Source organism: Spirillospora sp. NPDC048823, assembly GCF_043198445.1.
In the GTDB taxonomy this organism is placed as follows: Bacteria; Actinomycetota; Actinomycetes; order Streptosporangiales; family Streptosporangiaceae; genus Spirillospora.
The window spans coordinates 163,984-187,417 of the sequence record NZ_JBICUT010000007.1; the positions used below are offsets into that span (position 1 = coordinate 163,984).

Annotated in this window: 20 protein-coding genes; 2 read left to right on the forward strand and 18 right to left on the reverse strand. The window is 72.2% G+C overall.

Annotation, left to right across the window (positions count from 1 at the left end):
- The first annotated feature begins 11 nt into the window (after window positions 1-11).
- A complete protein-coding gene (locus tag ACGFK0_RS18495) occupies window positions 12-1,583 on the forward strand; it encodes a glycoside hydrolase family 13 protein (RefSeq protein WP_392906198.1) in 1,572 nt (523 codons plus the stop codon).
- 169 nt (window positions 1,584-1,752) lie between these two features.
- On the opposite strand, the gene ACGFK0_RS18500 is transcribed toward ACGFK0_RS18495, so the two are convergent.
- The 17 genes from ACGFK0_RS18500 to ACGFK0_RS18580 form a co-directional block, all read right to left on the reverse strand.
- The gene (locus tag ACGFK0_RS18500) at window positions 1,753-3,198 is read right to left on the reverse strand and encodes a S28 family serine protease (RefSeq protein ID WP_392906200.1); all 1,446 of its coding nucleotides are present in this window, start codon (window positions 3,196-3,198) and stop codon (window positions 1,753-1,755) included.
- A 197-nt stretch (window positions 3,199-3,395) separates the two neighbouring features.
- On the reverse strand, window positions 3,396-3,989 hold the full coding sequence (locus ACGFK0_RS18505; protein WP_392906202.1) for a GNAT family N-acetyltransferase: 594 nt from the start codon (window positions 3,987-3,989) through the stop codon (window positions 3,396-3,398).
- Window positions 3,986-4,423, reverse strand: a complete 438-nt coding sequence (locus ACGFK0_RS18510; RefSeq protein WP_392906204.1) for an acyl-CoA thioesterase — start codon at window positions 4,421-4,423, stop codon at window positions 3,986-3,988. Before ACGFK0_RS18510 ends, ACGFK0_RS18505 begins: the two co-directional genes overlap by 4 nt.
- Before the next feature lie 121 nt (window positions 4,424-4,544).
- Window positions 4,545-5,873, reverse strand: coding sequence for an enolase C-terminal domain-like protein (locus ACGFK0_RS18515; protein ID WP_392906206.1), 1,329 nt, complete (start codon window positions 5,871-5,873; stop codon window positions 4,545-4,547).
- Complete coding sequence (locus ACGFK0_RS18520; RefSeq protein ID WP_392906208.1) at window positions 5,870-7,354, reverse strand: aldehyde dehydrogenase (NADP(+)); 1,485 nt, start codon at window positions 7,352-7,354, stop codon at window positions 5,870-5,872. The genes ACGFK0_RS18515 and ACGFK0_RS18520 overlap by 4 nt, the downstream gene beginning before the upstream one ends.
- Before the next feature lie 191 nt (window positions 7,355-7,545).
- Window positions 7,546-9,207: an energy-dependent translational throttle protein EttA gene (ettA, locus tag ACGFK0_RS18525; protein ID WP_392906209.1), complete on the reverse strand. Its 1,662-nt coding sequence runs from the start codon at window positions 9,205-9,207 to the stop codon at window positions 7,546-7,548.
- Window positions 9,208-9,295: 88 nt separating this feature from the next.
- Window positions 9,296-10,582, reverse strand: a complete 1,287-nt coding sequence (locus ACGFK0_RS18530) for a GGDEF domain-containing protein (protein ID WP_392906210.1) — start codon at window positions 10,580-10,582, stop codon at window positions 9,296-9,298.
- Window positions 10,583-10,950: 368 nt separating this feature from the next.
- On the reverse strand, window positions 10,951-11,418 hold the full coding sequence (locus ACGFK0_RS18535; RefSeq protein ID WP_392906211.1) for a single-stranded DNA-binding protein: 468 nt from the start codon (window positions 11,416-11,418) through the stop codon (window positions 10,951-10,953).
- A gap of 114 nt (window positions 11,419-11,532) precedes the next feature.
- Window positions 11,533-13,242 (reverse strand): GTPase family protein, encoded by a 1,710-nt coding sequence (locus tag ACGFK0_RS18540; protein ID WP_392906212.1) that lies wholly within the window; start codon window positions 13,240-13,242, stop codon window positions 11,533-11,535.
- Entirely contained in the window at window positions 13,239-15,218 is a 1,980-nt protein-coding gene (locus tag ACGFK0_RS18545; RefSeq protein WP_392906213.1) for an AAA family ATPase, read from the reverse strand. The genes ACGFK0_RS18540 and ACGFK0_RS18545 overlap by 4 nt, the downstream gene beginning before the upstream one ends.
- Window positions 15,215-16,453: a uroporphyrinogen-III C-methyltransferase gene (cobA, locus tag ACGFK0_RS18550; RefSeq protein WP_392906215.1), complete on the reverse strand. Its 1,239-nt coding sequence runs from the start codon at window positions 16,451-16,453 to the stop codon at window positions 15,215-15,217. The genes ACGFK0_RS18545 and cobA overlap by 4 nt, the downstream gene beginning before the upstream one ends.
- Window positions 16,454-16,589: 136 nt before the next feature.
- Window positions 16,590-17,687, reverse strand: a complete 1,098-nt coding sequence (gene cobT, locus ACGFK0_RS18555; RefSeq protein ID WP_392906217.1) for a nicotinate-nucleotide--dimethylbenzimidazole phosphoribosyltransferase — start codon at window positions 17,685-17,687, stop codon at window positions 16,590-16,592.
- A gap of 26 nt (window positions 17,688-17,713) precedes the next feature.
- Window positions 17,714-18,886, reverse strand: a complete 1,173-nt coding sequence (locus ACGFK0_RS18560; protein WP_392906219.1) for a pyridoxal phosphate-dependent aminotransferase — start codon at window positions 18,884-18,886, stop codon at window positions 17,714-17,716.
- The gene (locus ACGFK0_RS18565; RefSeq protein ID WP_392906221.1) at window positions 18,883-19,485 is read right to left on the reverse strand and encodes a precorrin-8X methylmutase; all 603 of its coding nucleotides are present in this window, start codon (window positions 19,483-19,485) and stop codon (window positions 18,883-18,885) included. Before ACGFK0_RS18565 ends, ACGFK0_RS18560 begins: the two co-directional genes overlap by 4 nt.
- 56 nt (window positions 19,486-19,541) lie before the next feature.
- Window positions 19,542-20,822 (reverse strand): precorrin-6Y C5,15-methyltransferase (decarboxylating) subunit CbiT, encoded by a 1,281-nt coding sequence (locus ACGFK0_RS18570; RefSeq protein ID WP_392906223.1) that lies wholly within the window; start codon window positions 20,820-20,822, stop codon window positions 19,542-19,544.
- Between the two features lie 16 nt (window positions 20,823-20,838).
- Window positions 20,839-21,315 (reverse strand): hypothetical protein, encoded by a 477-nt coding sequence (locus ACGFK0_RS18575; RefSeq protein ID WP_392906224.1) that lies wholly within the window; start codon window positions 21,313-21,315, stop codon window positions 20,839-20,841.
- Entirely contained in the window at window positions 21,312-21,959 is a 648-nt protein-coding gene (locus tag ACGFK0_RS18580; RefSeq protein ID WP_392906225.1) for a GNAT family N-acetyltransferase, read from the reverse strand. Before ACGFK0_RS18580 ends, ACGFK0_RS18575 begins: the two co-directional genes overlap by 4 nt.
- 39 nt (window positions 21,960-21,998) lie before the next feature.
- Here ACGFK0_RS18580 and ACGFK0_RS18585 point away from each other — a divergent pair, with 39 nt between their 5' ends.
- Window positions 21,999-22,595: a TetR/AcrR family transcriptional regulator gene (locus tag ACGFK0_RS18585; RefSeq protein WP_392906227.1), complete on the forward strand. Its 597-nt coding sequence runs from the start codon at window positions 21,999-22,001 to the stop codon at window positions 22,593-22,595.
- A gap of 66 nt (window positions 22,596-22,661) precedes the next feature.
- Here the strand turns inward: ACGFK0_RS18585 and ACGFK0_RS18590 are convergent, their stop codons facing one another.
- Window positions 22,662-23,294, reverse strand: a complete 633-nt coding sequence (locus ACGFK0_RS18590; RefSeq protein ID WP_392906228.1) for an ATP-binding protein — start codon at window positions 23,292-23,294, stop codon at window positions 22,662-22,664.
- Window positions 23,295-23,434: the final 140 nt, after the last annotated feature.

Below are 23,434 nucleotides of genomic sequence, written 5' to 3' on the forward strand. Positions count from 1 at the left end.
GATCGGCCTGTATGACGCGAATCCCGTGGTGGCGCAACGCCGTCGTGTACGAGGTCTACGTCCGCAGCTTCGCCGACTCCGGCGGAACCGGTGAGGGCGACCTCCAGGGGATCCGCTCCCGCCTCGGGTACCTGCGCGACCTCGGCGTGGACGCGCTCTGGCTCACGCCGTTCTACACCTCCCCGCTGGCGGACGGCGGCTACGACGTCGCCGACTACCGGGACGTGGACCCGCGGTTCGGCACGCTGGACGACTTCGACGACCTCGTCGCGGACGTGCACGCGCACGGCCTGCGGCTGATCGTCGACATCGTCCCGAACCACTCGTCGGACCGGCATCCCTGGTTCCAGGAGGCGCTCGCCGCACCGCCCGGGTCATTCGAGCGTTCCCGCTACATCTTCCGCGCGGGCAGGGAAGGGGAACGTCCCGGTGAGGAGTGGCCGCCGAACGACTGGCCGTCGGCGTTCGGCGGCCCCGCCTGGACGCGGGTGGACGACGGCGAGTGGTACCTGCACCTCTACGCGCGCGAGCAGCCGGACTTCAACTGGCGCAACCCGGAAGTGCAGCGCGAGTTCGAGGAGATCCTGCGGTTCTGGCTCGACCGCGGCGTGGACGGCTTCCGCATCGACGTGGCGGCCGGCCTGTTCAAGGACGCGTCGTTCCGCGACCTCGGCGGGCGGGATCGCCGCGCACCGAACGGTCCCATCTACAGCCGCCCCGAAGTCCACGACGTGTACCGGCGGTGGCGGCAGATCATCGACGAGTACGACGGCGACCGCATGGCCATAGGCGAGGTGTGGACGGACGGGCCCGCCGACCTCGCGCTCTACCTGCGTCCAGACGAACTGCACCAGGTCTTCCAGTTCGACCTGCAGCTCGCCTCGTGGTCGGCCACGGCGTTCCGCGATGTGGCGACGGCCGCGATGAAGGCCGTCGCGCCCACGGGGGCCGCGCCCACCTGGGTGCTGTCCAGCCACGACTCCGTTCGTCATGTCACCCGGTACGAACAGCCGGAGAGCGTCCCCGGGATCGGCTGGGCCAGAGCCCGTGCGGCGCTGCTGATGCTCCTGGCGCTGCCGGGGTCGGCGTACGTGTACCAGGGGGAGGAACTGGGCCTGCCGGAGGTGACCGACCTGCCCGGCGAGGCCAGGCAGGACCCCATCTGGGAACGCACGAACGGGCGGCTCGCGGGACGCGACGGCTGCCGGGTCCCGCTGCCCTGGTCGGGCGACGCCGAACCGTACGGGTTCTCTCCCGGCGGCGTCCGTCCGTGGCTGCCGATGCCGGAACGCTGGGCGTCGCTGACCGCCGAGGCGCAGGCGTCCGACCCGTCCTCCATGCTGGCGTTCTACCGTGAGGCACTGGCGCTGCGCCGCCGCGTGCTGGACGGCCTGCCGGACGACGTGGAGTGGCTCGACTCCCCCGACACGGCCGTCTTCTTCCAGCGGGGCCCGCTCACCTGCACCCTCAACTGCGGAGAGAACCCGGTGCGGCTCCCGCCGGGCACCCTGCTGCTCGCCAGTACCCCGCTCTACGGCGATCTGCTCCCCGGCAACGGGTCCGCCTGGCTTAGCACCGGCTGACCCGGCGCGCGGAAACCCGGCGCGCACGCAAAACCGGGCGGGCGAAACCCCGCGCGTGGAAAACCGGTGGTCGAAACACGACGCGCGGAAACGCGGTGTGCCGGTCCGGGCGAGGGGTCAACGCACGGGCCCGGCACACCGCGAGCCTGACGGAACGGCTCGGTTCCCGCTACAGCGGCGGACGCTGGAGCTGGAGCGGGTCGTCGGCCCTCGGGCCGGACTTGAGCGTCTGCAGGCCGGCGTCGACACCCGCCCAGCGCTTGATGTCGGCGATGGACTTCGACCTCTGATCGGCGGGCAGCTTGTCGATCAGGCGGCCGCTGTGGTTCGCTCCCTCGGCGACATAGACGGCGGAGTCACGGCTGCCGCGGCCGAGGCGGAACGGCTCGGCGCCCCACGGGTCGTTCGAGCCGTACAGGAACAGCATGTGGTTCGCGTTCCCCCGCACCCAGCGGTCGATGTCGCGCATCGCACGGCCGCGGTCGAACCGCATCGGGATGTCGCGCGGGACGTAGGTGCGCGGGTGGTAGCTGTCCTCGTACCGCAGCAGGTGGCGCATGTGCTTGAACTTCGGCGACGGCCAGCCGAGCTCCGTGCCCGCCTGGTAGTAGTACGGGACGTAGGGCGTGAGGCCCTGGTCGGTGTAGAACGACAGCCCGGAGATGGAGTCGAGCGTGTCATAGATCTCGTCGTCGGAGGCGTCCACCGGCGGCAGGTCCGCGCAGTCGGACTGCAGGCTGTACTGCCAGAACGCCCACTCGTAGTCCATCACGGAGTTCTCGAACGCCCGGTCCGGGGTGCGCAGGATGTCGAACGTCCAGCCGTTCTTGCCGGCGGCGTCCGTGAAGCGCTTGAGCATCTCGGGGCGGCGCTTGAGGAACTCCCGCGCGAGCGCCTGGAGGTGGCTGCGGCATTCGGGGTCGGTGCCGACCGTCTGGAAGAACCTGTCGTAGGCGCGGTCGTCGTTGTTGCGGTAGTCGTTCGGCGCGACGTAGACGACGCTGCCGTCGACGTCACGCGGGTAGAAGCGCTTGTGGTAGACGGCCGTCATGCCGCCCTTGCTCGCGCCCGTCGAGATCCACTTCCCGTTGTAGATCCTCTTCAGCGCGCGGATGATCCGGTGCTCGTCGGTGGCGGCCTGCCAGATCGTGTCCTTGCGCCAGTCGGTCGGCTCGGGACGGGACGGGCTGAAGTAGCGGTATTCGACGGAGATCTGGTTGCCGTCGACCAGCGCGGTCGGCTCGGAGGTGAACATCACCTCCGGGGTGTGGTAGCCGCTGGTGTAGAGGACCATCGGCCGGTCGGTGGACTTGTGCTGCAGCATGATGCGCTGCTCGAACCATGGTCCTTGAGGGTCGCGATGATCGACCGGCTGCCTGTACTCGAGCCAGAACCAGCGGTGGCCGGGCAGCGTGGAGGTCTTCTCCGTCACCTCCATTCCGGGAATCGCCTTGAGCCGCTCGAGAATGTCGCCCGTCTGGACGGTGCCCGTCCGGGTCGTGCCTGCCGGGAGGGTGCCCGCCTGGGTGGTGACCGCCTGCGCCGCCGTGGCGCCGGCGCCGGTCATTCCCGCGGCGAGCAGCAGTGCCGTCGCTCCTCGTGAGACGCGCCGCATTGTGCCCCTTTCACGTGGGTTCTCCACAATCGCGTCGCGACCCTAGAGCGATACGTCAGCCGGAAACGGAGTGCTGCATCGCTTGTTATCTATCCGTGACGACTCGGTTGCCAACGGGGCAGTCAGGCGGACAACGGTCAGAAGGCACGCAACCACCGGGCGACCTCGGAGAGGGGTGCCGCCGGAGCAGGGCCGCGTCAGGCGGGGGGAGTCAGCGCGACCCCGTCGTCCCAGGGGGCCAGGCGCTCGAAAAGCCGCTCGTCATGCCAGCGCCCGTCCAGGTGAATGTGCCGGCGCGCCGTCCCCACGACCGTGAAGCCGTTGCGTTCCAGCACCTTCTGGGACGCGGAGTTGTCCACCCTCGTGAACGCCTCGACACGGTGCAGCCGGAGCGCACCGAACGCCACGTCCAGCGCCAGCCGCAGCGCCTCGGTCGCGACACCGTGTCCCGCGTGCTCGCGCGCCACCCAGTACCCGACGAAACAGCACTGCAGAGGCCCGCGCAGAACATTGTTGAGCGTGATCCGCCCGGCGATCTCACCGTCGGCCAGGATGACGCCCGGCCACATCTCCTCCGTCGCATACGCCTCGACCAGGTCATGCAGATTGTCGAGCTGGCCTTCGACGGTGTAGTAGGAGTCGTCGCGCTCCGGCTCCCAGGGGCGCAGGTAATCGCGGTTCGCCTCGTAGAGCGCGGCGAGTTCCTCAGCGTCCGCCATCTGGACGACCCGCAGCCGCACCCCGGGATGGGCACGGTCCAGCGGGGCGGACGGCCCCGCGAGCGCCGTCATGCCGAGGGCGCCACATAGCGCCCGATGAACTCCCGCTCCTCCGGGGTGAAGCGGCGCAGCCGGTTCGACTCCACATCGAACGCGACGAGCGTCGAGGTCGCCTCCGCGTAGACGTTCTCGTCGTCCCGCACCTCGTAGGCCAGCTTGAACGAGGCCGCGCGCGCCTCGGTCACCCACGTCTCCACCCGGATCGGGTAGACGGTCGGCAGCAGCGGCGTCCGGTAGTCGATCTCATGCCGCGAGATCACCATGCCGCGGACGGGCTCGTCCCCCTTGCGCACCGGGTCGCCGTGGAACATCTCCAGCCGCGCGTCCTCCAGGTAGCCGAGGAACTTCACGTTGTTCACATGGCCTTGGGAGTCGATGTCACCGAACCGGATGTTGAACTCGTAGACGTGCCGGTATTCGGCCGCGGGCAGGTCGGTCTGCTGCATGTCCTCGCCTGGGGGTACGGGGGAAAACCGGATCCGGCTCGATGTTACCCGCAGTAGGTTTCCGCCCCGCCGGGGTCCCCCGGCCGCCCCCGGGCCCCCGGGCGCCCCCCGAACGCTCCCGTCAGCCGCGCACGAGACACGGGCGTTTCGGGTCGAACGTCCAGCCGGGGACCAGGTACTCCATCGCGGCGGCGTCGTCGCGGTCCCCCAGCCCGTGCTCGACGTAGAGCCGGTGCGCGGCCTCGATCCGCTCCTCGTCGACGTCGATGCCCAGGCCGGGCGCCTCGGGCAGCGCGATCCGCCCGTCCACGATGCGCAGCGGATCCCTGGTGAGGCGCTGGCCGTCCTGCCAGATCCAGTGCGTGTCGATCGCGGTGATCTCGCCCGGGGCGGCCGCGGCGACGTGGGTGAACATCGCCAGCGACACGTCGAAATGGTTGTTGGAGTGCGAGCCCCAGGTCAGGCCCCACGCCTGGCACAGCTGCGCCACCCGCACCGAGCCGCGCATCGTCCAGAAGTGCGGGTCGGCGAGCGGGATGTCCACCGCGTCCAGCCGGATCGCGTGGCCGAGTTCCCGCCAGTCGATCGCGATCATGTTGGTGGCGGTGCGCAGGCCGGTGGCGCGGCGGAACTCCGCCATCGTCTCGCGTCCCGAGTAGCCGAGTTCGGCGCCGCACGGGTCCTCGGCGTAGGCGAGGACGCCCTTGAGCTCGTTGCCCAGGCGGACGGCCTCGTCCAGGGACCACGCGCCGTTCGGGTCCAGGTTGATCCGGGCGCCGGGGAAGCGCGCGGCCAGCGCGCGTACGGCGTCTGCCTCCTCGTCGCCCCTGAGCACGCCGCCTTTGAGCTTGAAGTCGGCGAACCCGTACCGCTCCTGCGCCGCCTCCGCCTGCCGGACGATCGCGTCCGGCGTCATGGTCTCCTCGCGCCGGACCCGGAACCAGCCGTCCGCGCCCTCCGGCGGCGGCTCGTACGGAAGGCCGGTCTTGCGGCGGTCGCCGATGTAGAACAGGTAGCCGAGCATCGGGATCGCCCGCCGCTGGACGCCGTCGCCGAGCAGCGCGGCCACCGGGACGCCGAGGAACCGCCCCATCAGGTCCAGCAGTGCCGACTCGATCGCGGTCAGCGCGTGGACGGTGATCCTGGTGTCATGCGTCAGCGGTCCGCGCCCGCCCGCGTCCAGGTGGCCGAACGTGCCGCGGATCGCGTTCAGGATCTCGTCGGACCGTCCGATGGGCCTGCCGACGATCAGTTCACGCGCGTCCTCCAGCGTCCGCCGGATGCCCTCGCCGCCCGGCACCTCGCCGACACCGGTGCCGCCGGACGAGTCGGTGAGCAGCAGCAGGTTCCGCGTGAAGAACGGCCCGTGCGCGCCGCCAAGATTGAGGAGCATGCTGTCGTGTCCCGCGACGGGGACGACGCGCATCCCGGTGACGACCGGCGTGCTCATCGCTGCGCCCCCTGGTAGGCGATCGGACGCTGGAACCGCTCGACGGCCAGGCTCCCCACGGACGTCGTCCGCGAGTCGGACGTCGCCGGGAACGGGCCGCCGTGGACCATCGCATGCCCCACTCTCACCCCGGTGGGCCAGCCGTCCCACACGATCCTTCCGGCCAGGCGCTCCAGGACGGGCAGCAGCCGCGCCGCGGCGTCCCGGTCGCCGGGACCGGCGTGGATCGTCGCGGTCAGCTGCCCCTCCAGGCCGCGCGCCAGCTCCCGCACCTGGTCGAGGTCCGCGCATCGGACGACCAGCGAGCACGCGCCGAAAACCTCCTCCTGGAGGTCGGGACCGAAGTGCTCGGCGTCCACCGCGGCGAGCGCCGCCGCGCCCCCCACGGCCGCCTCGGGTTCCCGTCCACGTGCGAGGATCTCCACGCCCGGACGCCGTTCGAGCCGCGCCACACCGTCGGCGTAGGCGCGCGCGATGCCCGGGGTCAGCATGGGCGCGCCCGGGGTGCCGGCGATCGCCTTCGCGGCCGCGTCCAGGAACGCGTCCAGCTCCGGGCCCCTGACCGCGAAGACCAGCCCGGGATTCGTGCAGAACTGGCCCGCCCCGAGCGTCACGGAACCGACGAACGCGTCGGCCAGCTCGCCGCCACGCGCCGCGAGGACCTCGGGCAGCAGGAACACCGGGTTGACGCTGCTCATCTCCGCGTACACCGGGATCGGCCCGGGCCGGTTCGCCGCCGCCTTCGCGATCGCCAGGCCCGCCGCCCGCGACCCGGTGAACCCGACGGCCTGGACGCGCGGGTCCGTGACGAGCGCGATGCCGAGCGTCGGACCGTCCCCGTAGAGCATCGAGAACACGCCCTCGGGGAGGCCCGCCTCCCGGACGGACTCCGACACGGCCCGGCCGACCAGCTCGCACGTCCCGGGGTGGGCGTCATGCGCCTTCACGATCACCGGGCAGCCCGCCGCGAGCGCCGACGCCGTGTCCCCGCCCGCCACCGAGAACGCCAGCGGGAAGTTGCTCGCCCCGAACACCGCCACCGGGCCCAGCGGCACCTTCCCCTGCCGGATCTCCGGCCCGGCGTCACCGGCGGGATCGACGCTCACGAATGAATCACCAGCGGCGCGGAGGCCGGTGGCGAAGAGCCGGAGCTGGCCGGTGGTGCGGGCGACCTCGCCGGTCACGCGCGGGACGGGGAGCCCGGTCTCCGACGTGGCGCGGGCCACGAGATCGTCGGTGAGTTCGTCCAGCCTGCCTGCGATCGATTCGAGGAACGCGGCGCGGCGCTCGGGGGACGTCGCGCGGTAGACGTCGAAGGCCTCGTCGGCCAAAGCGCAGGCACGGTCCACCTCGGCCTCGCCGCCGTAGCGGTACTCCGGGTCGAGACGTTCACCGGTGCGGGGATCCACGGCACTGATCGCCGCGCCCGTCCCGGCGACGCGCTCGAAGCCGATCACCATGTGTCCGGTGAGCTGCGCCATCGTCCGTCCTCCTCGGTCAGGCGGGGTGGGTCAACCCGGACGATAGGAGACGGAATCGATACCTGTCCAACACGAAATACGCATCGTTCGATGCACGCCTTGTATCACTCGGCTACGGGCGCGAACACGGACGGCCGCGCGGTCGATCGAGGACCGCGCGGCCGTCCGGGAACCCGTTCAGAGGATCAGGATCAGCGGGTGAGCTTGCGGTGCGTCACCCGGTGCGGACGGGCGGCGTCGGCGCCCAGCCGCTCGATCTTGTTCTTCTCGTAGTCGGCGAAGTTGCCCTCGAACCAGAACCAGTTCGAGCCCTCTTCCCACGCGAGGATGTGCGTGGCGATGCGGTCCAGGAACCACCGGTCGTGCGAGGTGATCACGGCGCAGCCGGGGAACTCCAGGAGGGCGTTCTCCAGGCTGGACAGCGTCTCGGTGTCCAGGTCGTTCGTCGGCTCGTCCAGCAGCAGCACGTTGCCGCCCAGCTTGAGGGTGAGCGCCAGGTTGAGGCGGTTGCGCTCGCCGCCGGACAGGACGCCCGCCGGCTTCTGCTGGTCGGGGCCCTTGAACCCGAACGCCGCGACATAGGCGCGGGACGGCATCTCGACCTGCCCGACGTTGATGTGGTCGAGGCCGTCGGACACGACCTGCCACACCGACTTCTTGGGATCGATGCCGCCGCGGCCCTGGTCGACGTAGGAGACCTTGACGGTTTCGCCGACGCGCAGTTCCCCCGCGTCCGGCTGCTCCTCACCGACGATCATGCGGAACAGGGTGGTCTTGCCGACGCCGTTCGGGCCGATGACGCCGACGATGCCGTTCGGAGGCAGGTTGAACGACAGGTCGTCCATCAGCAGCCGGTCGTCGAAGCCCTTCGTCAGCTTCTCCGCGACGATCACCGTGGTGCCCAGCCGCGGACCCGGCGGAATCTGGATCTCCTCGAAGTCCAGCTTGCGGAACTTGGAGGCCTCGGCGGCCATCTCCTCGTACCGCTCCAGGCGCGCCTTGCTCTTGGTCTGCCGCGCCTTCGGGTTCGACCTGACCCACTCCAGCTCGTCCTCAAGGCGCTTCTTGCGCTTGGCGTCCTTGTTGCCCTCGACCTTCAGCCGGTCGGCCTTCTTCTCCAGGTAGACGGAGTAGTTGCCCTCGTACGGGTAGCAGCGGCCCCGGTCCAGCTCCAGGATCCAGGTGGCCACGTTGTCGAGGAAGTACCGGTCGTGGGTGACGGCCAGGACGGTGCCCTCGTACTTGGCGAGGAACTGCTCCAGCCACTGCACGCTCTCCGCGTCCAGGTGGTTGGTCGGCTCGTCCAGCAGCAGCAGGTCGGGGGCCTCGAGCAGGAGCTTGCACAACGCGACGCGCCGGCGCTCACCACCCGACAGTGTCGTCACCTCGGCGTCGCCCGGTGGGCAGCGCAGCGCGTCCATCGCCTGCTCGAGCTGGCTGTCGAGGTCCCACGCGTTGCGGTGGTCGAGCTTGTCCTGGAGCTTGCCCATCTCCTCCATCAGCTCGTCGGAGTAGTCCGTCGCCATCTTCTCGGCGATCTCGTTGAACCGGTCGAGCATCGCCTTCGTCTCGGCGACGCCCTCCTCCACGTTCCCGAGGACGGTCTTCTCCTCGTTCAGCGGAGGCTCCTGCTGCAGCATGCCGACGGTGAACCCGGGCATGAGGCGCGCGTCGCCGTTGGACGGCTGCTCCAGACCGGCCATCATGCGCAGCAGCGTCGACTTACCGGTGCCGTTCGGCCCCAGGACGCCGATCTTGGCACCCGGAAGGAAGTGCAGGGTGACGTCGTCCAGGACGACCTTGTCGCCATGTGCCTTGCGCACACGCTGCATCGTGTAGATGTACTCGGCCATATCGTCCAGCCTAGAGGGTCACGGGCACCGCTTCGTCGCCCCAGCCCGACGCCGCGCACCCGCCCGCCCGGCCGCCGGGGCGGTGCGGTCAGCCGGGTGCTTTGGGGCCGTCGAGCGCGGGGAGACAGACGCGGTCGCGGCCGGACGACTTGGCCCGGTAGAGCGCCAGGTCGGCGGACGCCAGAAGCTCCAGGAGGTCCTGGCCGTGCGTGCGGAACAGCGCGACGCCCACGGACACCGTGACCGTCACCGTCCCCTCCTCGGCGGGGACCGCGAGCCGGCGGACACGGCCGCGCAGACGCTCGGCGACCCGGCACGCCTCGACGGTGTCGGCGCCCGGCAGGAGCACGACGAACTCCTCGCCGCCGAACCTGCCGACCACGTCGTAGTCGCGCAGCTGGTGGCACAGCGTGCTCGCCACGCCCACCAGCACCTGGTCGCCCATCAGGTGCCCGTGGGTGTCGTTGACCCGTTTGAAGTGGTCGATGTCGATCAGCAGCAGAGCCACGGCGTCATGCGTGCGCTGCGCCCGGGACAACTCGGTGTCGGCCTCCCGCTGCCAGGCCGCCGCGTTGAGCAGGCCCGTCTTGGCGTCCGTCCGCGCCGCCGCCTGCAACTGCTGGTGCATCAGGCTGCGTTGCAGCAGCATCACCGGTGGCAGCGCCAGGAGAAGCAGCCCCAGCGACAGCGCGCTCGTGATCGCCACGATGGTGCCCACGCACAGCTCCACCACGTCCAGGAGCAGGCTCTCCCGCGTCCACAGGACGTCCCGCCAGCGGCTCTCGGGGTTGGCCGCGTGCGCTGCGACCGCGACGATCGCGGTGTTCACCACGGTGAACAGCGCCGCGCACCCCACGGCCGCCGGAATGCCCGGGTACGCCTCGACGACCCACTGCGGCGCCCCCTCCAGCGGCTCGGGCACCACCAGGTGGAACACCATGGACGCGCACGCCCCGGCGATGCCGAACGCGGCGGAGACCAGCGCCCGCCGGTAGATCAGTGTGCGGCGCACCCGGAACTGGAGCAGCGCCTGCAGCGGTATCGGCATCAGCAGCGAGTACACCGGGGGCAGCAGCAGCGCGACCGGCAGCCACCACGCCGACAGCAGGTCGCGCGCGACGCCGGCCGGCATGCCGAGCCGCCGGGACGCCTCGATGCACACCGCCCCGCACGCCAGCAGCGCCGCGAACGTCGCGGCGTCGCCGACCCGGAACGGCGTCTCGAACAGCCCCGCGACGGTGAGCCCCAGATGGGCGGCCACGAGCACCGGCACATAGATCACGAGCAGGGACGGACGCCCCAGTCGCGCCCGTCGCCTTGGCCGGTGGGCCAGCTCACCACCGCGGTCCTCGGCGGACGACTGCACTGCCGTCATCCTTCCCCCTTACGCGCATCACCTTCCGTAACACGATAGTTGCAACGTGTGCGGAAGGGGCGTGAAACAGGTACGTTCGGGAACGCATATGCGGGTGGCCGTTCAGACCACCGGCATCAGGGGTCCGCGGATTCGCGGCCCCGGGCACATCCTGGGGGGGATACGACCATGCGCGGCATTTCCTGGATCTGACGCCGCACACCCCGACGGTGCGGGGGCGCCGACCGGCAGCGACCCGATGCCGGCCACGCCCCCGCTCCCAAGAGCCCAGGACCCCAGGCAGAGCCACGCAGGCGACCACTGTTCCCACCCGGACACACGCCGACGCCATCGCCGAACGCGCGCACCCGAACCGCCGGGAGTGACCGTCAGGCGGCCTTGGGTTCCTTGTCCTCTTCCGCAGGAGCCGCCAATGCCCATTCGTCGGCGGCGTCGCGGGCCAGTTGGCGGTCCTCTTCGCTGAGGGGGCCGCCGCGCTGGACGGGGCGGAAGTCGGCGGTGCCGCGCAGGAGGTCGGGGCCGAGGGTGGAGGCCTCGATCTCGGCGGAGAACCGCCACTGGCCGTCGCGCTCGTACTGGCGGATGCGCAGGCGGCCCGTGACCAGGACCGGGGTACCGCGCGGGAACTCGGACGCGTTGACGTTGTCGGCGAGGCTCCGCCAGCAGTTGACGGTCAGGAACAGCGTCTCCACGTCCTGCCATTGGCCGGCCTGCCGGTCGTAGCGGCGGGGCGTGCAGCCGACCCTCAGCGAGAGGAACGGGGTTCCGTTGGGCGTCATGGTGTAGCGGGGCTCGGCGGCGACCCAGCCGGTGATGGTGATGTGCGCCTCGTTCACTGCGTCCTCCGTCGTCTCACGTACGGGTCCGTTCCGCGTACAGGTCAACGGTGGCGCAGCGGGCGCGGGCGGGAGGAGCGGCCGCGGAATTGTGGATAACCCGGCGTGGGCCGGTCAGCGTCGGCCGAGGGCCACGTCCACGTTCTCGCGGAAACGGGCGTAGACCTGAAGGTCGTCCTCGATGGGCCCGATCACCTTCTGGTACGCGACGCGCTCGATGCCCACGCGCATGTGGTGCTCCATCCTGTCGCCGTGCTTGGCCGACGACAGGGCCACCAGGTTGCGGCAGGCGGACGCGGTGAGCCAGCCCATGCCGAGCGTGCACACGACCAGGACGGCGACGTACGGGATGAGGCCCGCCTCTCCGATGAGGCCCGGGTTGTCGCCGCCGAGGCCGAGCAGGCCGTAGGCGACGAGGAAGCCGATCCACACGATGCTGAGGGCCGCGACCAGAACGAGGAAGTACTGCCAGGTCTTGACCAGCCACCACCAGCGGGGCACCACGTTGAACGTGGGCAGGGCGTCCTTGAGGGATTCGCCCAGGCCCTCCGGGATCTCCGTGGCGTGCGCGCGGGCGGCGGCGCGGACGGAGCGTCCCCAGTGGGTGGGCAGTTCCTGGGACAGGCCCTCGGTGACGTTCTGGAGCGCGTTGTCCACATCGCCCTGCTGGGCGCCGATCGGGCCGGTGAAGGCGTTGCGGAGTTCCTCGCGCAGTTCGGTGAGGCGCATCCGGCGCAGCGGGTCGGAGCGCAGCCGCGCGACGATGGCGGCGACGGGCCAGCCGACGAAGTCGGCGGCGCGCAGTTCGTAGGCGCTCTCCATGGCCTCCGCGACCGCGGGCGCGCCGGCGGCGTCGGTGAAGGCCTGGACGAGGTCGGCGCGGCGGCCGTCGTCGACGGTGGTGGGCGGCTCGGTGGTGAAGCGGTAGTCGTCGAACCGCTCGGCGACCCTGTCGACGTCGGCGGACAGGCGCTCGGTGCGCGCGCGGCGGGCGGCGACGGTGTCGACGAGGACGTCGCGGAAGCCGTAGGTTCCGTCCTCGGCGACCGCGGAGGTGGTCACGATGCGCGGGTCGGCGAGGCCCTCGGCCTCCAGCAGGCGGCGCAGGTCGGCGACGCAGTCGTCGATCTCGTGCGGGGTGAGCCGGTCGACCTGGTTGAGGACGACGAGGGTGACGCCGGTGTGCCGTGCGAACGGGACGATGTAGTTGCGGTGCAGGGCCGCGTCGGCGTACTTCTGCGGGTCGACGACCCAGACGAGCAGGTCGGCGATGGTGACGAAGCGGTCGACCTCCGCGCGGTGCATCGCCTGGATGGAGTCGTGGTCGGGCAGGTCGATGAGGACGAGGCCCTGAAGGGAACTGTCGGCGCGCTCCAGGTCGAGGGCGCTGGCGCGGGCGTAGCGGTGCCGCTTGTCGACGGCCAGCCAGTCGAGCAGGGGGCCCGCGCCGTCCAGCCCCCAGACGCACGCGTGGGCCTGGGACGTCATGGGGCGGCGCATCCCGGTCGGCGACAGTTCGAGCCCGCAGATGGCGTTGAACAGGGACGACTTGCCGCTGCCGGTGCCGCCGGCGAGGGTGACGACGGTGTGCTCGCCGGACAGCCGCAGCCGCTGCCCGGCCCGGTCCAGCAGCGCGGCGGCGTCGTCCAGGACGGGCTGGTCGAGCCGGCCGATGCCGGCGTGGACGAGGCGGTCGAGCCCGTTGAGCCGGTCGGTCAGCCCGGGCGGGCCGGCGGGTTCGCCGGCGCCGTTCATGTCCGGGGCCGCGATCGGGAACCCGCCGGTGCCGGCCGGCGAGTTCGCGGGGAGGGCCGAGGTTGTCATCGGGCGACCTCGAGGTTGTAGGTGGCCTGGTACAGCTGGACGGGGACGGTCTCGTCGGGGATGCCGGCGGAGTCGAGCACCTGCCCGAACCGGATGGCCTCCTCGTCGAACAGCATCCCGATGCGGCTGCGCAGGTCGGCGCGGGCCTTGGCGCCCATGCCGCGCAGCGACTCGGCGCCGAACAGCGCCTTGAGCAGCCGCTGCGGGACGGCGCTGTTGCCGCCCTCGACGGCCACGTCGGACGTGCCGTACCCGAGCAGGCCGATCGTCAGGACGAGGGAGACCGCCTCGGTGTCGAACGAGACCAGCTTCGCGACCGAGCGCTTGGTGACGCCCTCGGTGCGGATCAGCTCCTGGACGTGGTCCTGCCAGGAGCTGACGGCCCGGGTGACGCGGCGCGACAGCTCCGGGGAGACGTGCCCGAGGTCGGCGCCGGCCCCGGCGATGACCTGGCGTCCGGACGGGTGGTCGCGCCAGCGGGCGACGACCTGTTCGGCGCCGTGCTCGGCGGACGCCATGATCAGTGATTCGAGGCTGCTGCGCAGCGCCGCCTTGAGGGCGCGGACGCGGGCGGGGCTGCGGCGGTTGCGCCGGCCGGCGGAGCGGCCGCGGCGACCGCGCTGGACGTGCAGGGAGCGCAGCAGGTCGCCGGTGCCGGCGAAGTCCTGCCAGCGGGCGAGCACCTCGCCGCGCAGGAGGGAGCCGTTGCGGGTGGCCTCGTCCAGTTCGGCGAGGGCGGTGCCGTAGCCGGCCTCGACCTCCCCGGCCAGCTCGGTGCGCTGCTCGACCTGCGCCTCGACCTGCCGGGCGAGTTCGGGGACGCGGGTGCGGAAGCTGTCCAGGACGGCGGCGAGGGTGTCGCTGATGACGATCTCGCGGTCCTCGGCGTCCTCGGCGACGCCGGTGAGCCAGGCGCGGATGTCCTCGACGGTCTCCTCGGGGAGGCGGCTCTCCTCGATGCGCGTCTCGGGGATGGTGAAGCGGCGGGCGTCGCCGACCTCGTGCTCGTCCAGCATCTCGCCGAAGTGCTCGACGATCTCGGCGCCCTGCGGCCCGGCGCCCTGCGGGACGCGCGACAGCACGACGCCGATGGTGGCGCCGTTCTCCTTGGCGCGCTGGAGCATCTGCCACACCTGGGCGTCGGCGTAGCGCGCCGCGGTGGTGACGCACAGCCACAGGTCGGCGGCGGACATCAGCTTGGTCGCGAACTCGTAGTGGTCCTCGAAGACCGAGTCGAAGTCGGGGCTGTCGAGCAGCGCGAGGCCGGACGGGAGGACGTCGCTGGCGATGATGACCAACTGGTCACCCGCGATGGCGTCGGGCGCCGGGCCGCGGACCCGTCCCATACCGGGCAGCAGCGGCCCCTCCATGAACCACTTCACGTGATCGGGGTGGCACACGAGGATGGGGCTGCTGGTGGTGGGACGCAGCACGCCGGTGGCGCTCACGCGGTCGCCGACGAGCGTGTTGACCAGCGTGGACTTGCCCGCTCCGGTCGACCCGCCGAGCACCACGAGCATCGGCGCGCCGGCGGCCTGGATGCGCGGGAGAACGTAGTCCTCCAGCTGGCCGCGCAGCTCGTCGCGGGCCTCGCGGGCCTCCTCGACGCCCGGGACGTCCAGCAGGAAGTCGAAGGCGCCGAGCTGTTCGCGGAGGCTGGTCAGCGCCCGGGTCAGCTCGCCCTGGCGCACCGTCCCGCCGCCGGGCCTGGCGGCCCGCAGGCCGCGCTTCGGCTTGGCGTCCCCGGCGGCGGTCTCCGGGCCGGCCCGCGTCTCGTCGTCGGCGCCCTTCCCGGACGTCCCCTTCTTCGGCTTCTCCTTGTCGCGCACCTCGTCCTTTTCGCGCGCACGTCGCCCGCGCGCCTCTTCGTCGGGCGCGGCGTCCTCGCCGGGGACCGCGGAGTCCTCGATTCCGCGTCCCGGACCGGCGCCGGCCTCCTCGTCGTGGACCGCGCTTCGCTCTGCCGGGGGTGTCACGGATCCCGTCCCATGTCCGCTCGAATCATGTCGATCTCTCGTGCCACGTTCACCACGTCGCCCACGACCACGATCGCCGGCGGCCGGACTTCACCGGCGGCCATCGCGTCGGCCACCGTACCCAGGGTCGCCGTCAGCGACCTCTGGCCGGGGAGGGTGCCGTCCTGGATCACGGCGACCGGCGTGTCGGACGATCGACCATAGCGCATGAGGGCCGATGCGATGGGCTTCATCCGCTCCACCGCCATGAGCAGGACGATGGTGCCGTTCGTGCGTCCCAGCGCCTCCCAGTCGACGGTCGAGGCCTCATGCCCGGGGGGGACGTGCGCCGAGACCACGTGGAACTCCTGCGCGACGCCCCGGTGGGTGACCGGGATGCCGGCCGCGGACGGGACGGCGACGGCGCTGGTGATGCCGGGAACGACCATGACCGGGACGCCGTGGCGGGCGCAGTGCAGGGCCTCCTCGCCGCCGCGCCCGAACACGAACGGGTCCCCGCCCTTGAGGCGCACGACGAACCGTCCCTCGCGCGCGTGCTCGACCAGGTGTCCGTTGATGATGTCCTGGGTGACCGTCCGCCCGTAGGGGATCTTGGCCGCGTCGATCACCTCGACGTCGGTGGCCAGCTCGTCCAGCAGCCCGCCGGGGGCGAGGCGGTCGGTGACGACGACGTCGGCCATCGCGAGGAGCTGCCGGCCGCGGACGGTGATCAGGCCGGGGTCGCCGGGGCCGCCGCCGACGAGGGCGACTCCGGCGGGCTTGCGCCGGGAGTGCCGCGATTCCAGGGCCCCGTCGCGCAGCCCGGCCACCACCGCGTCGCGGATGCCCGCGGCGCGCCGGGGGTCGCCGCCGAGCAGGACGCCGACGGTCGCGTCGCCCGCGTGCCCGCTCGCGGGCGTCCAGGCGGGCGAGGACTCGGCGTCGTCGGCGCGGACGGCCCAGATGCGCGCGGAGTCCGCCTCCGCGACCACGTCGCCGTTGACCTTCGCGTCGTCGGTGACGGCCTGCACCAGCCAGGCCCCGGCGCAGTCGCCGCGCTCGTACGGGCGCCGGTGCCAGGTGATCTTCCCGCGCTCGGCCAGGCCCTCCAGGGAGGCGGTGACCTCGGGTGAGACCAGCACGACCGAGGCGCCCGCGTCCAGGAGGGCGGGCACACGGCGCTGGGCGACCCGTCCTCCGCCGACGACGAGGACGCGTCGCCCGCCGAGTCGCAGGCCTAGCAGGTACGGGGGCACGTGGGTGAGTCTCTCGATCGGATGTGCGGAGCAGCTTGCGGACGCCGGTTACGGACACGTGTCTTCGTCGAACAAAGGTACTCGGGTTCACCAGTGCATGGAGAGTGCCTCAGCCCGTTCGATAGCCGAGCGTGACTCATTCCGTGATCTTTTGGTGACGACGTCCGGCGTCCTTGCCGCTGACTCCGGCCGAGTCGAACGTGGCGACCTCGTGCAGCACCCGCACCGCGCCCTGGACCAGCGGCAACGCCAGCAGCGCGCCGGTCCCCTCGCCGAGCCGCAGTTCCAGGTCGACGAGCGGGCGCAGGCCCAGCGCGTCGATGGCGGCGGTGTGGCCGGGCTCGGCCGAGCGGTGTCCCGCGACGCACGCCCCGGCGGCCCGGGGGCACATCGCGGCGGCGACCAGGGCGGCGGCCCCGGCGATCACCCCGTCGAGGACGACCGGGACGCGCAGCGACGCCGCGCCGAGGATGAACCCGGCGATCGCGGCGTGCTCCAGCCCTCCGACCGCGGCGAGGACCTCCATGGGGTCGGCGCCGTCTCCGGCGGGCAGGCCGTGCAGGTCCAGGGCCGTCCGGACGACCTCGACCTTGCGGGCGTGGGTGGCGTCGTCGATGCCGGTGCCGCGGCCGGTGACCCGCTCCGGCGGCAGGCCGGTGAACGCGGCGACCAGCGCGGCGGACGCGGTGGTGTTGGCGATGCCCATGTCACCGGTGATCAGGCACCCGGCGCCGGAGGCGGCCAGGTCTCGCGCCACGCCGATGCCGGTCGCCACGGCGCGGCGGGCCTCGTCGGCGGTCATCGCGGGCCCGCGCGTCAGGTCGGCCGTGCCGGGCGCGATCTTGCGGAGGAGCAGCCCGGGTGCCGCGTCGAGGGCGGCGGCCACGCCGATGTCGACGACGGTGACCTCGGCGCCGACCTGGGCGGCGAACGCGTTGACCACGGCGCCGCCCGCCAGGAAGTTGGCCACCATCTGCGCGGTGACCTCCTGCGGCCACGGGGTGACGCCCTGGGCGTGGACGCCGTGGTCGGCGGCGAAAACGGCGACCGCGGCGGGTTCGGGCATCGGCGGCGGGCACTGCCCGGTCAGCCCGGCGAGCCTGACCGACACCTCCTCCAGGACGCCGAGTGACCCGGGCGGCTTGGTGAGACGGGCCTGATGGTCGCGGGCGTCCCGCATGGCGGTCTCGTCCAGCGGCGCGATGGAGGCGATGGTCTGCTCGATCAGGTTCACGGTGTCCTTTCTGGGGCGGCCCTTGCTCAGATGCCCAGTTCGCCGAGCACTTCTAGCAAGGCGTCATTGGACGGCCGGTCGCGTACGGCGATGCGTAGCCAGTCGGGGCCCAGCCCTGGGAATGTGTCGCCTCGCCTGACGGCGTAGCCACGCTGCCTCAGCAGGGCCCTGATACCGAGGGCGTCGGGCACGCTCAGGCACAGGAACGACGCTCGCGCCTCGGGTACGACGTAGAGGCCGCGCGTGCTCAGTTCCGCCGCGAGCCTGTCGCGTTCGGCGCCGAGTTCGGCGGCCCACGCTTCGGCTTCGGCGACCGCCTCCGGTGTGGAGCACGCCTCGACGGCGACGAGCGCGGGCGTGGACACGGCCCAGAGCGGCTGCGCTTCGGTGAGCCGTCCCACCAGGTGGGGATCGGCCAGGACGTACCCGGCGCGCAGCCCGGCGAGCCCCCATGTCTTGGTCAGGGAGCGGATGACCACGACCCCGGTGGGCAGCCGGGAGGCCAGGGACTCCGGTTCGCCGGGGACGCAGTCCATGAACGCCTCGTCGACCACGACCGTCCGGCCGGGTCTGGCCAGCGCGGCGACGGCGTCCGCCGGGTGCAGGACGGAGGTGGGATTGGTCGGGTTGCCGATCACGACGAGGTCCGCGTCGTCGGGGATCAACGGCTGTTGCCGGGGGGTCTGGGGGGTCGTCCCCCCAGAAGTGAACGGCTCTTGCCGGGGGGTCTGGGGGGTCGTCCCCCCAGAAGTGAACGGCTCTTGCCGGGGGGTCTGGGGGGTCGTCCCGCCGGAAAGGGAGACGGGGTCGAGGGTGAAGTCCTTGGTGAGGATCACCCGCTCCACGGCGTGCCCGGCGGCCCTCAGCGCGGCCTCGGGCTCGGTGAACTGCGGATGCACGACCACCGCCCTGCGCGGCGCGAGAACCCGCGCGAGCAGGACGAACGCCTCCGCGGCGCCGGCGGTGAGCAGGACCTCGCCGGCGGACCTGCCGTGCCGCCTCGCGACCGCCCGGCGGGCCGGACGCGGGTCGGGGTAGGCGGCCAGGTCCGCGATGGACGCCCGGAGCCGCTCGGCCAGCCACTCCGGGGGCATGCCGGTCCGGACGTTCACGGCGAAGTCGGCGAGCCCGCCGCCGACCTCCGCGTCCCCGTGATGGCGCAGGTCGACCTCGTCCGACTCGAAGGGGGGCGCGGTCACAGGAACCCCGCCTCGTCGTCCAGGTACAGCAGCGCGTTGACGGCTGCCGCGGCGGCCACGGAACCGCCCTTCTCCGAGACGTTGCTGAGCTGCGGCAGCCCGCTTGCGCGCAGCGCGTCCTTGGCCTCGCAGGCGCCGACGAAGCCCACCGGCATCCCGATGACCAGCGCCGGGCTCACCCGGCGGGCGATGATCTCGGAGATCGCCTCCGGGGAGGAGCCGACCACCCAGACCGCGCCCGGGCCCACGTCGGCGTACGACAGCCGGACCGCGGCGGCCGACCGGGTGATGCCCGCGGCGCGCGCCATCCGGGCGGCCGCCGGGTCGGCGGCGTGGCAGACCGTGTCCCGGGCGGTGATCCCGGCCGCGACCATCCCCTCGTCGGTGACGATCGGCGCGCCGTCGCGCAGCGCGGCCCAGCCCTGCCGGAGGTACTCCTCCCTGGTGACCAGGTCCACCGCGTACTCCAGGTCGGCAGTCGCGTGGATCACCCGCTCGGTCACGGCCCGCCACAGCGGCGGCATGGGGGACAGGTCGACGCGGGACCGCAGGATCTCATACGACCGGACTTCGATCGGGTGGGGTTGACGGACGGTCAACTGCGCCTCCTGCTTCGCTTCCAGGACGGGACAAGGGTTTCACGGCTTGCGGGGGGTCACGCCCCTGGGCCGGATCCGTCCAGGTCGTCCGGCTCGCCGGGAAGGGCGGGGATGGTCTCGATGGGCCGGGAGGTACGGGACGTCCGCCGTCCGGGGACAGGGGTGTCCCGCACGCCCCAGACGACGATCACCGGGTCCCCGGCCGGCCCGGACGGGTTCAGCGGGGTCGCCTGGAGCCGGACGGCGTCGGCCGTGAAGCCCTGCTCGGCCAGGACGTCCAGCGTCTTCTGGGCTTCGTCGGCGGCGGCGACGGCGACGAGGCGGGCGGGCTTGAGGCCGGCGCAGACGCGGACGGCTTCCGGTCCGCCGCGTCCGGTGAGGCCGGGCCCGATGAACACGGCGTCGGGCCTGGGCAGGTGACCGGCGGTGGACCGCACGTCCCCGGACGCCATCGCCACCTTGACGCCGTGCAGCCGGACGTTCTCCCGGATCCGCTCACATGCCGCATGGTCGCGGTCGACGGCGACCACGGCCGCGCCGAAGCGCGCGCATTCGATTCCCACGGAGCCGTCACCGGACTCCACGTCCCACACCATGTCGCCGACTCTCGGGCCGAGCTTGGCCAGGACGAAAGCCCGGACGTCCGGCGGCGGCCCCGGCCCGTCGCCGAATGCGTCCGCGGGCAGCGCCCATCCGGCGGGGGCCGGAGCGGGCCCCGAGATCCAGCTCGTTTCACCCAGTGCGTGACGGTTGTCCAGGACGAGCACCACGACCGGGTCGTTCCAGGGACGAGTGGTGGCCTCAGCCGGCCGGACGTAGACGACGCGCTCCCCGGGCCCGTCCAGGTCCTCGCAGACCACGAACGAACGCGGCGTCACGGGGAACAGCGCGCGCGCCAGTTCCGCCGGTCCCGCGCCAGGCCCGGTCAGTACCGCGACCTTGGGGTGGGCTCGGCACGCGTTCACGGCCTGCCGCAGGTGCCCGTCCCGGGCCGAGACGACCAGCGCGTCGTCCCAGGGCAGCCCCGCATGGGAGAAAGCCCGCGCCACCAGGGGCGCGGCAGGCAGAGCCTCCGGTGCGTGGCCTTGTTCGAGCAGCACACGGAGAATCCCGAAGTGGCCGGGATCGCCGTCCACGACGAGCACGACGTCCTGGTCTGACACGTCGACGCCTTTCAGCGCGCCCGCGAGGTCCTCGGTGACGACCTTGCGGGCGCCGGGCGCCAGTGGGAGACCGTCAAGGCGACCGGGGCCTCCCACGACCACCGCGGCGCTTTCCACAGCCGCCCGGGCCGCATCGGAAAGCGGCGAACCGTCGCGGCCGACAACCGTCAACATCGCCTGAACCCGCCGCCTACCGGGCCATCCGCCCGAACATGCCGACCATGCGCTCACCCGCCGCATCGACCAGAACGACCTGCGCGGCGACCGGGCTGGTGGCCGAGCCGGCGGCCTCGGCTGCGAGCCGCTCCAGCTCACCGGCGGTCCGGCGGCACAGCTCCCGGCCGAACGGGCCTAGCATGCCGGCGGCCTCCCACAGCTCGTAGGCGTGGCGGGCCGCCGGGGCCCCGGCCACCTCGGCGGCCAGCGCGGCGCCTCCGTCCATGTCGACGGTGATCGATTCCAGGACGGCGGCATCGTCCAGGAGGGCGACCTGCTCGCCTATGCCGGCGACCAGGACGACCTGCGCGAGCCCGTCCTTGACCGCCGTGCGCAGCCCGTCCGTGCCGGCCGGGACGAAACACGCGTCCGGCAGCTTCGGCAGCATCCGGCGGGCCGTGTCGCGCACGCCGTCCCCGTACATCACGAGCGTCCTGTCCTCAGCGGTCACCGGCGCCGTCCCTCCTCGTCCTGGGCGACGAGCCTCCCGGAGGAGCCGCCGGAGCGCCGGCGCGGCACGCCGGCGGGCTGCGATCCGGGCCGCGCGTCGGTGGCGACGCGGCTGAACACGACCATGTCCCGGCTGACGCCGCCGGCGTCGCGTTCCGCTCCCCGCGCGACGCCCTCGCGCACGTAGCCGGCCTTCTCGGCGACGCGGATGGACGCGTGGTTGGTGACCATGGCGCGCAGTTCGACGCGGAAGAGCCCGCAGTCGCGCAGCGCCCAGCCGGAGACCAGCGACAGGGCCTCGGTGGCGTGGCCGCGTCCGCGGACGCCCGGACGCATCCCGTAACCGACCTCGCTGGTCAGGTGCTCCCAGTTCACCTTGAACAGCCCGATGGTCCCGAGCAGGTCGCCGGTGTCGCGGTCCGTCGCCGCCAGGTGGATGCCCAGCCCGAACCGCTGCACCTTGTGGACGCCCTCCCGCAGGAACCACGCGATGGGGTCGGCCTCCAGGACGCCAGGGAAATTGGGCGGCAGGAAGTCCTCACCGGCGCGGATCACCTCGATCAGTGCGGGCGCGTCATCGATGCCGAACGGGCGCAGCACGAGCCGTTCACCCTCAAGGCGGACAGTTCTCTCGAAGGCGTTCACGCGCGCTCCCTCCCCGCCTGCACAGCATAGGCTGTCGCGGTGAGTTACCAGCGCCTGTCCCCGGACGAACGGCGGGCCCAGATTCTCGACGTCGCGCGGCGGATGTTCACCGAGCTGCCCTACGCCGAGGTCTCCACCGCCGCGATCGCACGGGAGACCGGAGTCCAGCGCGGCCTGATCCACTACTACTTCGGGACGAAACGAGAACTGTTCCTCAAGGTCGTCCAGGGTCTCACGGCGTCGGCCGCGCTCCAGGTACCGCCGGTGGACGAGCGGATGACGCTGCCCGATGCGATCGAACTGTGCGTGAACCTGTTCCTCGACACGGCGGAGCAGAACGCGACGACGTGGTTCGCGGCGCTGGACGCCGAGGGGTTCGGGCAGGACCCGGAACTGCTGCGCATCGTCAACCGGTTCCGCGACGAGGCGGTCGAGCACATGCTCGCCGTCCTGCGGGTGCCGGAGCCCACCGAGACCCTGCGCGCCGTCCTGCGCACCTACTCGGGGCTGGCGGACGCGGCGACGCGGCAGTGGCTCCAGGAGAAGACGCTCGACCGCGACCAGGTGCACACGCTGCTCGCGCGGTCACTGCTCAATCTGGTGTGCGACATAAGCCCGGCTCTGGAGAAGCACTAGAAGCTCGACGGGCCGGGCGGGAGCGGCGGTCGCCCCTGGCACCGCGAACCAGACGGCTCGACGGGGCTAGGCGGGAGCGGCGGTCGCCCCTGGCACCGCGAACCAGACGGCCTTGCCGCGGACCGGCGGCCCGAGCCTCGACAGCGTCCGCAGCATGCCCCAGCGTTCCCCGGACAGCTCGCGGACGATGCTGAGCCCGCGTCCGCAGTCGCCGGACGTCCACGAATAGCCGGGCAGGGCGGCGTCGGCGAGCGCGTCGAAGACGGCGCACCGCACCTCGCCGGCGTCACCGGAACCCCCGTCACGAGGACCCTTGCCGCGAGGACCCCTGTCACCAGGCGCCCTATCACGAGGACCCCTGTCACCGGCATCTCCGTCACCGGCCTCGGCGTCGCCGGTCTCGCCTCCGGCCACGTAGAGCCACAGCTCGTGGGGGCCGTGCTCGCCGGCGTGCTGGTGCGCGTTCGTCGCGAGCTCGCTGACCATGAGCTGCGCGTCGGCGATCACGTCGCGTGGAACGCCGAGCGAGGCGAGGGCGTCATGCAGGACGCCGCGGGCGTGGCCCGCACATCCGGGCCCGCCCGGGAGGGCCCAGACCCAGCCGGGCCTGGTGCCCGCCGCGGCACGGGCGTTGTCGGTGGCGTCGGCCATGGCGTCGGCCATGGACTGTGCCGTCAGGTCGGCTGGCGTGCTTGTCACGGGTTCCTCCCGCGGTCTACGTGCCCGGGTGCGCCGGCCGGTCCGTCACTGTCGGTCTCCGGTCGGTCACGGAACACAGCGTGTCGTGAGATTCTCACGATCGCAACTGTCTTCACAGAATTGCTCCCCCCTTTCTGCCG

What these genes read in the sequence shown, in the direction of transcription:
- ACGFK0_RS18495 (WP_392906198.1), top strand. Translation starts at nt 12, where the DNA reads ATGACGCGAATCCCGTGGTGGCGCAACGCCGTCGTGTACGAGGTCTAC.
- ACGFK0_RS18500 (WP_392906200.1), bottom strand. Translation starts at nt 3,198, where the DNA reads ATGCGGCGCGTCTCACGAGGAGCGACGGCACTGCTGCTCGCCGCGGGA.
- ACGFK0_RS18505 (WP_392906202.1), bottom strand. Translation starts at nt 3,989, where the DNA reads ATGACGGCGCTCGCGGGGCCGTCCGCCCCGCTGGACCGTGCCCATCCC.
- ACGFK0_RS18510 (WP_392906204.1), bottom strand. Translation starts at nt 4,423, where the DNA reads ATGCAGCAGACCGACCTGCCCGCGGCCGAATACCGGCACGTCTACGAG.
- ACGFK0_RS18515 (WP_392906206.1), bottom strand. Translation starts at nt 5,873, where the DNA reads ATGAGCACGCCGGTCGTCACCGGGATGCGCGTCGTCCCCGTCGCGGGA.
- ACGFK0_RS18520 (WP_392906208.1), bottom strand. Translation starts at nt 7,354, where the DNA reads ATGGCGCAGCTCACCGGACACATGGTGATCGGCTTCGAGCGCGTCGCC.
- ettA (WP_392906209.1), bottom strand. Translation starts at nt 9,207, where the DNA reads ATGGCCGAGTACATCTACACGATGCAGCGTGTGCGCAAGGCACATGGC.
- ACGFK0_RS18530 (WP_392906210.1), bottom strand. Translation starts at nt 10,582, where the DNA reads ATGACGGCAGTGCAGTCGTCCGCCGAGGACCGCGGTGGTGAGCTGGCC.
- ACGFK0_RS18540 (WP_392906212.1), bottom strand. Translation starts at nt 13,242, where the DNA reads ATGACAACCTCGGCCCTCCCCGCGAACTCGCCGGCCGGCACCGGCGGG.
- ACGFK0_RS18570 (WP_392906223.1), bottom strand. Translation starts at nt 20,822, where the DNA reads ATGTTGACGGTTGTCGGCCGCGACGGTTCGCCGCTTTCCGATGCGGCC.